At 28.6% G+C, this 12,134-nt stretch carries 15 protein-coding genes and 1 pseudogene; 2 read left to right on the plus strand and 14 right to left on the minus strand.

All coding sequences use genetic code 11. From position 1 onward, the window contains the following. Positions 1-2: 2 nt before the first annotated feature. The gene (locus KGF39_RS09175; protein ID WP_227822067.1) at positions 3-947 is read right to left on the minus strand and encodes a helix-turn-helix transcriptional regulator; all 945 of its coding nucleotides are present in this window, start codon (positions 945-947) and stop codon (positions 3-5) included. Positions 948-1,056: 109 nt separating this feature from the next. Between KGF39_RS09175 and KGF39_RS09180 the strand changes: the two genes are divergently transcribed. After that, complete coding sequence (locus KGF39_RS09180; RefSeq protein ID WP_227822068.1) at positions 1,057-1,524, plus strand: DUF6194 family protein; 468 nt, start codon at positions 1,057-1,059, stop codon at positions 1,522-1,524. Between the two features lie 168 nt (positions 1,525-1,692). On the opposite strand, the gene KGF39_RS09185 is transcribed toward KGF39_RS09180, so the two are convergent. Further along, positions 1,693-2,292 carry a hypothetical protein gene (locus tag KGF39_RS09185; protein ID WP_227822069.1) on the minus strand — a complete coding sequence of 200 codons (600 nt, stop codon included), beginning with the start codon at positions 2,290-2,292 and terminating at the stop codon, positions 1,693-1,695. Between the two features lie 245 nt (positions 2,293-2,537). On the opposite strand from KGF39_RS09185, the gene KGF39_RS09190 reads away from it, so the two are divergent. Next, positions 2,538-3,134, plus strand: a complete 597-nt coding sequence (locus tag KGF39_RS09190; RefSeq protein ID WP_227822070.1) for a DUF3793 family protein — start codon at positions 2,538-2,540, stop codon at positions 3,132-3,134. A gap of 97 nt (positions 3,135-3,231) precedes the next feature. Here KGF39_RS09190 and KGF39_RS09195 read toward each other — a convergent pair whose 3' ends face one another. The 12 genes and pseudogenes from KGF39_RS09195 to KGF39_RS09250 form a co-directional block, all read right to left on the minus strand. After that, a complete protein-coding gene (locus KGF39_RS09195; protein WP_079740021.1) occupies positions 3,232-4,224 on the minus strand; it encodes an NrtA/SsuA/CpmA family ABC transporter substrate-binding protein in 993 nt (330 codons plus the stop codon). Continuing rightward, positions 4,225-4,956: an ABC transporter ATP-binding protein gene (locus KGF39_RS09200; protein WP_227822071.1), complete on the minus strand. Its 732-nt coding sequence runs from the start codon at positions 4,954-4,956 to the stop codon at positions 4,225-4,227. Then, on the minus strand, positions 4,949-5,719 hold the full coding sequence (locus KGF39_RS09205; protein WP_227822072.1) for an ABC transporter permease: 771 nt from the start codon (positions 5,717-5,719) through the stop codon (positions 4,949-4,951). The genes KGF39_RS09200 and KGF39_RS09205 overlap by 8 nt, the downstream gene beginning before the upstream one ends. A gap of 82 nt (positions 5,720-5,801) precedes the next feature. Further along, complete coding sequence (locus tag KGF39_RS09210; protein ID WP_054273501.1) at positions 5,802-6,512, minus strand: AIM24 family protein; 711 nt, start codon at positions 6,510-6,512, stop codon at positions 5,802-5,804. 180 nt (positions 6,513-6,692) lie between these two features. Next, entirely contained in the window at positions 6,693-6,845 is a 153-nt protein-coding gene (locus tag KGF39_RS09215) for a FeoB-associated Cys-rich membrane protein (protein ID WP_054273457.1), read from the minus strand. A 25-nt stretch (positions 6,846-6,870) separates the two neighbouring features. After that, the gene (gene feoB, locus KGF39_RS09220; protein WP_227822073.1) at positions 6,871-9,027 is read right to left on the minus strand and encodes a ferrous iron transport protein B; all 2,157 of its coding nucleotides are present in this window, start codon (positions 9,025-9,027) and stop codon (positions 6,871-6,873) included. Between the two features lie 97 nt (positions 9,028-9,124). After that, the gene (locus tag KGF39_RS09225) at positions 9,125-9,346 is read right to left on the minus strand and encodes a FeoA family protein (RefSeq protein ID WP_227822074.1); all 222 of its coding nucleotides are present in this window, start codon (positions 9,344-9,346) and stop codon (positions 9,125-9,127) included. A gap of 12 nt (positions 9,347-9,358) precedes the next feature. Beyond that, positions 9,359-9,571 carry a FeoA family protein gene (locus KGF39_RS09230; protein WP_021384253.1) on the minus strand — a complete coding sequence of 71 codons (213 nt, stop codon included), beginning with the start codon at positions 9,569-9,571 and terminating at the stop codon, positions 9,359-9,361. Between the two features lie 313 nt (positions 9,572-9,884). Further along, complete coding sequence (locus KGF39_RS09235) at positions 9,885-10,214, minus strand: EAL domain-containing protein (RefSeq protein WP_227822075.1); 330 nt, start codon at positions 10,212-10,214, stop codon at positions 9,885-9,887. Continuing rightward, a complete protein-coding gene (locus KGF39_RS09240; protein WP_227822076.1) occupies positions 10,196-10,687 on the minus strand; it encodes a transporter substrate-binding domain-containing protein in 492 nt (163 codons plus the stop codon). The genes KGF39_RS09235 and KGF39_RS09240 overlap by 19 nt, the downstream gene beginning before the upstream one ends. Before the next feature lie 57 nt (positions 10,688-10,744). Further along, positions 10,745-11,237: pseudogene (locus tag KGF39_RS09245) on the minus strand (dienelactone hydrolase family protein); the annotation flags it as partial. Positions 11,238-11,356: 119 nt separating this feature from the next. Then, complete coding sequence (locus KGF39_RS09250) at positions 11,357-12,061, minus strand: CPBP family intramembrane glutamic endopeptidase (protein WP_227822077.1); 705 nt, start codon at positions 12,059-12,061, stop codon at positions 11,357-11,359. Positions 12,062-12,134: the final 73 nt, after the last annotated feature.

The raw sequence follows: 12,134 nt of genomic DNA on the forward strand, positions 1-12,134 counted from the left end.
AGTTAAAGACAATGATGATTGTATAGCTCCAACACTTTAGATTTTATCAAAGATTTGAGTTCTATTGGTTCTATTATTGTAGCATCTTTTCCAAAGGTTAGAAAATATTCTGCTACCCAATCAAGTGTAGATTTGGGTATATGCATATCTATGTACCCACCTTTAGGCAAAATTTTCAATCCTCTTGCCAACAAAAATTCTGTTTCACAACGTTTTACACCCACATCCGTCAAATTAACTTTAATATGATAATCTGTACCTACTCCCATATTCTCAAGATAATCATGTATAGAAGATGAAACCTTATATTTTTTATTTAATACGTTTTCTATACTCAAAATATTCACAATTCGGTCTACTCGAAACTCCTTAACATACTCTGATTTTATACAGTAGGCTGGACAATACCAAAGTCCATTCATGGCATACAAACCAATAGGAATAATGACACGCACACTATTTTTTTGCTTTGATGAATATTCAATCTTAATTGTAGAACCATTCATTATTATATCAAATAACTCCTTCAATAATGGTGTTGGACAGTGCCTATCTGGTGTCCAAAAAACAATTTTACGCCTCATATTCTCAATATTATATTGAATATCATTTGGGATACAATTTAAGAATTTCTTTAAAACAGAAATAGTTTCTTGCTCAAATGGTAAATCATTATAATATTCTAGTGATTGACATGCAAAGAATATAGATTTTACCTCACTTTCTGAAAATGTAATTGGTGGAAGTATACGTTCTTTAAGTATACGATATCCTCCAGCCGCTCCAACTTTTGAATATAATGGAAATCCGATATTTTCCAACACCTGTAAGTCTCTTAGTATTGTACGTTTTGATACAGAAAATTCTTCTGCTAACTCTCCTGCTGTAAAACTTCTTTTTGCATTTATAGTTATCATCAGTTCAATTAAACGCTCAGCTCTTGACATAATCATACTCCTAATTTCAATATAGTGACAATAATTGTCACTATTCTATGATAAGATATTCTTACATTTAAAGCAATAATAATAGTAAAAAAGAAGGGACTGATATTTTATGGAAAATAATATCATTAAGGCTGATGATATTATCAATTATTGTCTGTCAAATTTAGATGATGTTGTACTAATGAATAGTTGGGGCGAAAGAGCAATCTACTACAATCCCAATGGTGTTTTAAAACGAGGAGTATATGTTCTTACCATTAAAGAAAAAGACAGTAATAATGATAAAGGCTCATTGGTTAGTCGTCCAAATGTATACCGTGTGAACATAGGATTAAAAAAAGAAACTTTTATTGAAATGTTTGGATATATTCCAAAACGTCCAGGTGTTGGTCAAATAGTTAATATGGATTTTGATTTTACATCATTGGATACAGTCATGCCACACCCTATCTATGCATGGATGGGATGGATATGCGTCCTAAGCCCTACTGAAAATACATTTGAGAACTTTAAAACTTTAATAGAGGAAGCCTACAATTTTGCAAAACAAAAATTTAAAAAGAGAAAAAACAAGTAAAAACATAAGAAAGTAACCTCTAAGTAAATTATAATAAAGATATTGAGATGACAAGATAAAAATGGGTATTTTGATAACATACAAAAAAGCGAAGCCAAAAAATATACTATTTATAAGGCTTCGCTCTATTTCAAATATTTATTTTTAATTTTGATGCTATTTGTTTTATTATTTTTTATTATTTCCTGTTATTCCTAATCTATCATTCATATCTTTTATCATTTTTCTAAAACCACTACCTATATCATTTCCTACATCTTCAGTTCCATGAACTAATTTCACGAAGTCATTTTGACCTTTTTTCATGTCTTCATCAGATACATTATCTAATTTTTTTATTCTCTCATCTATATCTTTTACTAATCTTTCACCTTCAGCGATTAGGTCATCATTCATTTTCTTTAACTCTGTATCTTCTGTTTTACCATCCTTTTTAAGAGATGTTACAAATGATTGTATTTTATCTCTACTATCTTTATACGCAGCCTTTACATCACTTAAATATTTTTCATTTCCTGGATATTCTTTATCTTTAAACTGATTATTTATACTCTCTGGAGTATCATAAATAGAATATCTATTTAAGCCTGCTATATAATCATTATAACTTGTTGAATAATAATTCATATATCCTTCATTGTTATTTACAGATTCATTAGGATTTTTTCCTGCATTTTCACTTGGTTTTTCATTTTCTCTAGCACATGCAGTCATTCCTATAGCTAATGCTAATGCTAATCCTACAAATAAAGTTCTTTTTAATTTCATTTTTATTACCCTCCTAGATGTTTTATACTACCAAGAATTTTAATTATTTTCTTTCTAAATTTAGTATTTCTCTATTTTTATTTTTTATTTACTAAAATTAAACAAGATATAATTTATTTTTTTGGAAATCATAATAGATAAATAACGAAACTAAAAAAATATAATTTTATTATTGATATTGATTATCATTCATAGTATAATTTAATTAATTGATATTAATTTTCATTTAAGGGAGGTTATCTTTTATGTCTTGTTGTAATTCACAATTTTGTTGTAAAAATAAAATTGAATCATCATATATAAAATGGCTTTTAGAGGTTTTAGGTCCAGTTTTTTTAGGTTCTAAACCTGCTGAAATAATAAATATTTCATTTACTGACGTAAATAGAGAAGAAAAAATTAATGATATTCACGAATATCTATATAAATGTAAAAAGATAGATTTTATAGTTATTGACAAGGAGAAAAAAGGATTAAAAATACTATTTGTAAACAAAAAAGCATTATCAGAAAAATTAAAATGTAAAAAAACAGTAAACTTTTTAAAGTTTTTAGGATACAAACAAAATACGAATGTTAATGCTTATTTAGAACATTTAATAGATAAGCTTAAGGGCGATGTTTTTCCTGATGAAATAGGTATTTTTTTAGGATACCCTCTTAAAGATGTAATTGGATTTATGGGATATAGCAATTACGAAGTTTCTATGATTAAATATTGGAAGGTTTATGGCGATACAAAACAATCAGAAGACACATATTCCAAGTTTTTACTTCATCGTAAGAAAATGAGAAAATTACTAGACTACATAAGTGTAGATAAAATAGTAAGTTGTTTTTAATTGTATTTTTATGTATAATAATAAAAATACACCCTTTTTACTATACAATTTTATAATAAACAAGGGTGTATTTTCTGCTTTAATATTTTGAAATATTCTAATTTTGATTGTATAACATATCTTTAATATCTATTTTCTTTTCTTGCATTCCGTTAGACATTAAGAATTCCTGTGTATCTTCTAATTCTTTTATATCCTTATCTGTTATTTTAGAACTAAAATCATACCAAGAATACATTTCTTTTGTTTCATCTAAAGATAAACCGACTTCTTTAGACACAACATCCATTACTTTATCCTTGTTTTCATCCATATATTTTAAAGTTTCTTCATGAACCTTCATAAATCTTTTTACTAATTCAGGATATTTTTGAGCAAAATCATCACTTACCGCAGTAACTATTATTCCACTAACTAATCCTTCTCCATTTACAATCATTTTAGCACCTGAATTTATTGTTTTTAACGCTACTGGTCCTGCAAGCATTGCGACATCAGCACTTTTACTTTCTAATGCAGAAGCAGCACTAGGGATATCCATATTTACATATTCAACATCATCTATAGTGTATCCTTCCTTAGCAAGTGCAGCAATTAACAACTGGTGAAGTATAGTTCCTTTTGGTCCTACAATTTTTTTACCTTTTAAGTCTTTTATAGATTTTATGTTTTCATTATTAGTTATAAGCATATACCCTTTTGGCGAACGGCTATAAATATTTGTAATTTTAAGACCAACACCATTTGAAGCTGCTATTATTGCAGATGTCCCCCCCAATGCATGTAAAAAATCTAGCTCACCTGCTGCTAGTGCTTGAGTTTGTTCTGGTCCTGTTGTCAATTCATGAAAATTAACTTTTATATTGTCCTTTTTAAATTCCTTTCCAAATAAATCATCCTTTTTTTCTAATATACTAGGAACATTAAGTGGTGATTTTACATAAGTTAAATTTATTTCCTTAGGTAAACTAGCTTCTTTTTTTGCAGGTGCATCTTTCTCATCATTTGTTGTTGAACAACCTACAGTACCAACCAACACCATTACTAAAGATGTCATTACTGCTAAAATCTTTTTGCTTCTTTTAATCAATTAAAACTCCCCCAATTCCCTTAATATTTCTTTTTTCAAGCTTATATAATAGCTTTTAGTTAAATCTCTATTATATTCATCTTCGACACTAAACTGTTTAATCCCTTTATTTTTACTAAAAACAATTATTTTCTTTGCTATTTCCATAGCTTCTTCGATATTGTGAGTTACAAATACTACACCTTTTTTAGTATTTTTGTGGATATGTACAACTTCTTTTTGCATTTTTCTTCTTGTAAAATAATCTAGTGCTGCAAATGGCTCGTCCATTAGTAAAATATCTGGATTAAAGGAAAGCGCTCTTGCTATACTTACTCTGTGTGCCATTCCTCCTGATAATTCATTTGGATATGAATTTTTAAACTTTTCAAGCTTCATCATTTTTAAATACTTGTCTAAATCAACTTTATTTCTATTATTTTTTTCAGTATGTAAAAGTATATTTTCACTTACATTCAGCCAAGGCATAAGTCTACTTTCTTGAAATACCACTCCTACTTTTGGAATACACTTTTTATCATCATTAAAGAAATATACATTTCCACTAGTTGCATTTTCAAGACCTGCTAAAATTCTAAGTAAAGTTGTCTTTCCGCATCCACTTTCGCCTAATATAACAGTTATTTCTTCACTAGATATATTTAAAGAGATATCATCAAGAACTAAATGCTCTTTATTATCAACTAAATATTTTTTGTATATATTTTCTAGTAAAAATCCATTCCTAACCATTTAAATCAACCTGCTTCCCGTTGCTAAATCTTGTTATTGCCTTTGAAAATAGATAATCTGAAAGTATACCTAAAAATCCAATAACAAAAATTCCTACCAATACAGCATCAGTTCTAGACATATCTTTTCCATCAGAAATCAAATACCCTAGCCCTGAAGAAGCTGCAATAAGTTCTGCACCAATTATAGCTCTAAAACTATATCCAAGTCCTAAACTAAGTCCAACAACAATATCTAACATAGAATTAGGAATTATTATTTTATAAAAAATTCTCTTTTTAGATAAATTAAAAGATTTACCTACTTCTATTAATTTATTGTCACAATTTTTTATACCTTTTAGTGTATTTAAAAATATTGGAAAAAAGGATGCCAAAATGATAATTATAATTTTAGATTCTTCACCTATACCAAACCATAAAATAAGCATTGGAACCAAAGCTAGTGGAGGTGTACTTCGCATGAATTCAAATAATGGTTTGAAGTATTCATACATTTTTTTATTTACCCCAAATACAACTCCAAGTGGTATTGCTATCAATGAGCTTATTAAAAAACCTATCAATATTCTTCTTATGCTGGCATAAACATTTAAGAAAATAGAACCATCATATATCATTTTTATAAAAGTATCTAGAACTATTTCAGGTGGTGGCAGAATATAGCTATTCCATATACCTAAAACACATACAATCTTCCATAAAATTAAGATTATAAAAAAAATATAATATCCTTTTAACTTTTTATGAATTTTCTCAAACATATAAAACTCCTTTTAACATACCTATCCCTACCACCCTTTTTATTTTTTAATATCCTAAATAATAATTAATCTATAATAAAATTTAATCTATACCAAGCCTTAATCCACCTGAACTCATTCTATCAGAAGGTGTAGAATCTGTTTTTAATCCAGACAATCTTTCAGATGGCTGTATAATAACTATTTGTCCAGGTTCAACAAATTCCATATGATAAGATTCCCCTGAAGTCTGACCAATAAAAGTCTTCCATGATAGTTTTGATACTTTAGGATATGGTTCTCTTCCAGTCCAAGCTACTAATGCATCTGGGTCAACACAACAAGGTCCTTCAAGTATTAGAGGATTACCATCTGTTATTATAGCAACATCTTGATTTTGACCTGTTTTATTTACTAAATGTGTAGTAAAAAGACCTTTTTGAGATATTACCCCTGAGCCAATCAATTTTACACTGTAGTTTAATTGTTCAGAAAACGCCAATAAGTTTTCACTCTCAACATAAATTGAATCACCTGGGTCAATTGATATTACATCTACATGATAAGCATTTTGAGCTAGGTAAATTTCACCTTCACCTTCAACAACCATTATTGGCATTTGTTCTCCTGTCAATGACCTTTGAACATGACCTAATAATGCTCTTCCTAAACCACCACCATTATTTGGACCTAATAACAATTTTTCAAAATTAAAATTTCCTTTAAAGGCTACCATAGCACCTTTTTTTGCAAAAAATTTACCACTTCCCCTTGCTATACACATAAGTTCATTTGTTATATCAAATTTAAACATAATATTCACTCATATTGCTTAATTTAGCAATAATCCCTCCTAATCATATATTTGTCTATAATTATACAGTAAAATTACAACATAGTCTAACCTACTTCAAATATGAAATTTGTTATTTATATAAAAAATAAGAACCTGATAATAAAGTAATTTAAACTTTTTATCAGGCTCTTATCTTATCTATCTCTTAGTACTATGACAACTCTTACTACTTGAGCATCCAGAACAACCACATCCACAACTACTACCATTCTTTTTTGAATTTTTAACCATATGCATTACAGCTAATGCCATTAATACTACTACAATAGCTGCTATAATAAATGTAGCCATATTCATCACTCCTTATTTATATGAATTAATTTTTCATATAACTTAATTTACCAATTTTTTCTTTTTTCATATTTCTATTTGAATAAGTTAAAACTGCAAAGACTACTGCTACTGCTATAATTATAGATATTATTGCCCCAGCAATACTCCCTCCAGTACCTAGAACTAAACTTCCAACTTGATTGATAAGGAGAGCAACTATATATGCTGTTAAAGTCTGGAATCCTAATGTAATCCATGTCCATTTCCATGAACCCATTTCCCTTTTTATAGCTCCAATAGCTGCAAAACAAGGCGCACAAAGCATATTGAATGCCATAAATGCAAATGCACTGGCTACTGTAAACATACTTGCAACTGAACCAAGAAGTGCTGGGTCTTGTTCTGTTGCATCTGATATACCAAATAAAACTCCAAATGTTCCCACTACATTTTCTTTAGCTACTAGACCTGTAACTGTTGCTACTGATGATTGCCAGTTTCCAAATCCAAGAGGTGCAAATATTGGTGCAACTATATTTCCTAAGCTAGCTAATATGCTCTCTCCAGCATCTACCATTTGTAATGACCAGTTAAATGATTGTAAGAACCAAATTACTCCACAAGCAACAAATATAATTGTTCCTGCTTTGATTATGAATGCTTTTCCTCTATCCCACATGTGTATCAAAACACCTTTTGCACTTGGAATATGATATTGAGGTAATTCCATAACAAAAGGAGATGGTTCTCCTGCAAATAAACTAGTTCTCTTTAATATAATTCCACAGATGATTATCATTACAATACCTAAGAAATACATTGATGGAGCTACCCATGAAGCACCTCCAAATAATGCTCCTGCAAATAATGCTATTATTGGAATCTTAGCTCCACATGGAATGAATGTAGTTAACATAATAGTCATTTTTCTATCTCTATCATTCTCTATAGTACGAGTTGACATAACTCCTGGAACTCCACAACCTGAACTTATAAGCATTGGTATAAATGATTTTCCTGAAAGACCAAACTTACGGAAAATTCTATCCATTATAAAAGCTACACGTGACATGTATCCACAATCTTCTAATATTGACAATAGTAAGAATAAAAGCATGATTTGTGGTACAAATCCTAATACTGCTCCAACTCCACCAATTAGCCCGTCAACTACAAGTCCTTGTAACCACTCTGCTACATTTAAAGAAGCTAGAAAATTACTTACATTACCTTGAATAATTTCTCCAAACAGTACATCATTTGTCCAATCAGTCGCTATAGCCCCCAATGAACTTACTGCTATATAGTAAACTCCCCACATTATAAGTGCAAAAATAGGTAATGCTAGTATACGATTTGTTACAATCTTATCTATTTTATCTGATACAGTTTCCTTACCTTTTCTATTTTTCTTTATTATATTTGAAATTATTGAACTAATAAATTCATAACGATTAGCTGTTATTATACTTTCACTATCATCATCCAATTCATCTTCACAATTTCTAGTTATTTCTTCAATTCTATTCAATATTGTTTTAGAGATATCAAGCTTTTGTATAACATTTTCATCTCTTTCAAATAGCTTTATAGCTAGCCAGCGTGTTTCCATATCTATGTATGGAGTCTTTTCTTCTATTATTTTTTCAATTTTTTCTATTGCTTCCTTACTTTCATCAACAAATGGCAATTTAAAATCTAATTTATTGTTACTACTTGCAAGTTCAATTGCCTTTTCAGCAGCCTCCATAATGCCTTGACCTTTAACTGCTGTTACTTCTACCACTGGGCAACCTATAACTTCAGATAGTTTTTTAATATTTATCTTGTCACCATTCTTGTTAACAATATCCATCATATTAAGAGCTATAACAGTTGGTATACCTAACTCTAAAACTTGAGTTGTAAGATATAAATTTCTCTCTATATTTGATGCGTCTACAATATTTATTACTGCATCTGGCTTATCATCTAGCATAAAATTACGTGTAACTACTTCCTCTAATGTATATGGAGATAAAGAATAAATACCTGGTAAATCTACTATTTCCACATCTTTATTTCCTTTTAATTTTCCACCTTTTTTTTCAACTGTTACTCCTGGCCAGTTACCAACATATTGCGATGAGCCTGTAAGCCCATTGAACATTGTTGTCTTACCACAGTTAGGATTTCCTATGAGACCTATTTTTATTGACATTTCCATTCCCTCCATTATTATTTAGATACATAACTGTTTTGATACAGAAAATCATTCTCATTATATAATTGCATTAACCCTATTCTAATTAATTTTATTATTCCACAATAATTTTTTCTGCATCTGATTTACGAATTGATAGTTCATAATCTCTGACTGTTATTTCAATTGGATCTCCAAGAGGAGCTACTTTTCTTACAAATACATCAACCCCTCTTGTAATCCCCATATCCATTATACGTCTTCGTGTGGCTCCTTCTCCTTCTAAGTTCTTGACTTTTACAGTCTCTCCACACTTAATATCCTTTAGTCTGTTCATACCATTACCTCCCTATATTATTATTCTACTTGCCATTTTTTTATCTAATGCAACTCTAGTATCTTTTACATCTATTATTAAATTGCCATCTATCTTAGAAATTATTTTAACATTTGTACCGACTACAAAACCTATACTATTTAAAAAAGTTCTTGTCTTATCACTTCCTGAAATTTTCTTTATAACTACTTCTTCACCTGTATTTGATAATATCAATGGCATCATATAATATTCCCCCTCTTAAACTAATTTAAATTTACAAGCAATCGTTATCTTATATATAAATTATAATATCTTAAATTTTAACCTGTTAAAATAATCACCTATTTTTTCCCTTCTTTTTACAATTCCTAATTTTGATTTAAGTCTATCACAATAGTATAAGTTTTGCAAGTGATTATTGTATTCTTTTGATTTTTTTTCTCATTTGATTCATTGTATTAATAAACCACATAAAAATTCATATAAAAATAAAGATGCTCTAAAATAGCATATTCAACTATATTAAAGCATCTCTATTTATAAGTTTTCACATTACTTATATATTGTTTTCTTCTTTTTTAAAAGCGATTTTCTCAAACTCTTTTACAGGTATTGGTTTAGAAAACAAGTATCCTTGTACCATATCACACCCAATTTGTTTTAAAAATTCTACTTGTGAAACAGTTTCTACCTCTTCTGATATTACCTTCATTTTTAGTTCCTTTGCCATTCTGATGACATTAGATATAACAATTTTTTCATTATTATTCTCATCTTTTTCTGTAAAAAATGCTCTATCTAATTTTAGAATATTTATGTACGGGTTTGTCAATTTCATATTAAATCGTTTTTCTTTATTATATTCATTTATTGAACCACATAACATATTTGCCTTTCCATTTTTATGTAATCAAGACTTTCATTATAATTTTTTGTTTTAATATATTCAAATTTTATACCACATTTTTTTGATATAATTGACATTAAATCAGAACTTATACCTTTAAATGAATTACTTTCTTTATCATAATACTCAACAGGAGACCAATCTAAATCGTATACCATAGTAAGCTTTGGATTTGCTTTAATAAAATTTATTTCTTGACAAGTAAATGCTAAGGAATTGGTAATCTCTCTTTTAAAATACTTTTTATATAATTCCAACTCATAATACATATCGTTCGTTTTTGCTTCTTTTAAAGCATAATCTAGTTCTTTTGCTAAGTTAGGTTTCTCTTTTGTAGTAGCAAAATAAAAAGGTTCTACAGAGAACTTACTAACTATTTTCATTCCTTTAGCATCTATAATACTTCCACAGACAAGTGCATCTGCCTTATTTTCATTGACAGACTCAATCAATTCACCAATAGAATTACAATATATATTTCACTGAAAAATTATTTTTTCTCTATACTTCTCAAATGCAATATTATGAAAATTCCCTCTAATCACAGCTACTTTCATGCCATCAAATGAATTATATTTTGCAAATACTAATAAGGCAGGACACTTTGGAATTACATCCATATAATCTCTAATCCGAGAACCATAGCAACAAATTATACCATCACAAAGAGAATCTTCACTGCATCTCCATGCAATTGTTGCACCTACACTATACCCAACAACAAGTACATATTTATATTCTGACTTTAAATCATTTATAAATTTTTCTACTTTTTTATAAATATCAAACCCAACATTATTTTAAAAAAATCATATGCCTCTTGGGCTTTTGAATATGGAAAAAATCTTTTTCTCTCAAAAGTTCAGGACAAAATACATCATATCCATATTGATAATACTTTTGACAAATATCTTCTATAAAGCTATTAATTCCATAGATTTCATGTAGTACTACAATAGCTATATCTCCTTTATGTGTATACTTAATCAGCTTATCCACCACCTTTACCAAAAAATCAAAAAGACATGCCTCCTTAATTAGACACATGCCTATAATTATGCCCGTTAATTTACAAAATTAGCCAACCCTTTACAATCAACTGCTTACCAAACTGGAATTGGTCAAATAGTAAAAACCAACATTGCTGTAAATATATTATATAGTACATGTAGTAAGTACGAACCCCATATACAATTAGTTTTTCTATATACTAAATCACATGCAAAGTGAAGAAGTATAAGACATACTACATAAAATCCAGGTAAAATTGTAATTGAAAATCCAAATATTATCCATCTTACAGGATAGTGCACGGATAGAAAAAGAAAAGCATTTATAAATGATGTAATTACATTGTTTTTTATCAATCCAGTTAATCTTGTTTGAATATATCCTCTAAAAACAACTTCTTCTGAAATTGCAGCAACAATAAATATAATAACTGTAATAATCGTAGGCAATTGAAAAACAACTTTTTTCCCTTCTATAATTGTATTGGATAAAATAATGAAAGTTAGGAGTATAATAAAACCCAAAATTCCATACAAAAAACTTTGTTTTAAATTTTTTCTTGTAATTCCAATTGTATTTAATTTTTCTTTTGAGAACAATACAAACCCCAATCCTACAAATAACATTAAGATTGAAAGTATTCCTTGCGACATAGTTAAAATAGTTGAACTTAAATTTGTCTTATATATATATCCTTGTAAAAACAATTTTAACATAGTTATTAAATAAAGAAATATTGCTTTTATTCCGTCATTTTTAGAATAGTTCTTACATAATAGCTTGTATTCCTTATTTTCAACTTCAATATTAAACATTAGGTCTATTACCTCCCCGTTAAATTTCTTTTTATTTGTTAGTGATAATAGTATATCATATTTATCCTACATC

The sequence above is a fragment of the Clostridioides sp. ZZV14-6345 genome (assembly GCF_020657775.1).
Classification (GTDB): Bacteria; Bacillota; Clostridia; order Peptostreptococcales; family Peptostreptococcaceae; genus Clostridioides; species Clostridioides difficile_D.

Bases quoted from the DNA above. Each gene is read 5' to 3' on its own strand.
- KGF39_RS09175 (WP_227822067.1), bottom strand. From the start codon at position 947: ATGTCAAGAGCTGAGCGTTTAATTGAACTGATGATAACTATAAATGCA.
- KGF39_RS09180 (WP_227822068.1), top strand. From the start codon at position 1,057: ATGGAAAATAATATCATTAAGGCTGATGATATTATCAATTATTGTCTG.
- KGF39_RS09185 (WP_227822069.1), bottom strand. From the start codon at position 2,292: ATGAAATTAAAAAGAACTTTATTTGTAGGATTAGCATTAGCATTAGCT.
- KGF39_RS09190 (WP_227822070.1), top strand. From the start codon at position 2,538: ATGTCTTGTTGTAATTCACAATTTTGTTGTAAAAATAAAATTGAATCA.
- KGF39_RS09200 (WP_227822071.1), bottom strand. From the start codon at position 4,956: ATGGTTAGGAATGGATTTTTACTAGAAAATATATACAAAAAATATTTA.
- KGF39_RS09205 (WP_227822072.1), bottom strand. From the start codon at position 5,719: ATGTTTGAGAAAATTCATAAAAAGTTAAAAGGATATTATATTTTTTTT.
- KGF39_RS09210 (WP_054273501.1), bottom strand. From the start codon at position 6,512: ATGTTTAAATTTGATATAACAAATGAACTTATGTGTATAGCAAGGGGA.
- KGF39_RS09215 (WP_054273457.1), bottom strand. From the start codon at position 6,845: ATGGCTACATTTATTATAGCAGCTATTGTAGTAGTATTAATGGCATTA.
- feoB (WP_227822073.1), bottom strand. From the start codon at position 9,027: ATGTCAATAAAAATAGGTCTCATAGGAAATCCTAACTGTGGTAAGACA.
- KGF39_RS09225 (WP_227822074.1), bottom strand. From the start codon at position 9,346: ATGAACAGACTAAAGGATATTAAGTGTGGAGAGACTGTAAAAGTCAAG.
- KGF39_RS09230 (WP_021384253.1), bottom strand. From the start codon at position 9,571: ATGATGCCATTGATATTATCAAATACAGGTGAAGAAGTAGTTATAAAG.
- KGF39_RS09235 (WP_227822075.1), bottom strand. From the start codon at position 10,214: ATGTTATGTGGTTCAATAAATGAATATAATAAAGAAAAACGATTTAAT.
- KGF39_RS09250 (WP_227822077.1), bottom strand. From the start codon at position 12,061: ATGTTTAATATTGAAGTTGAAAATAAGGAATACAAGCTATTATGTAAG.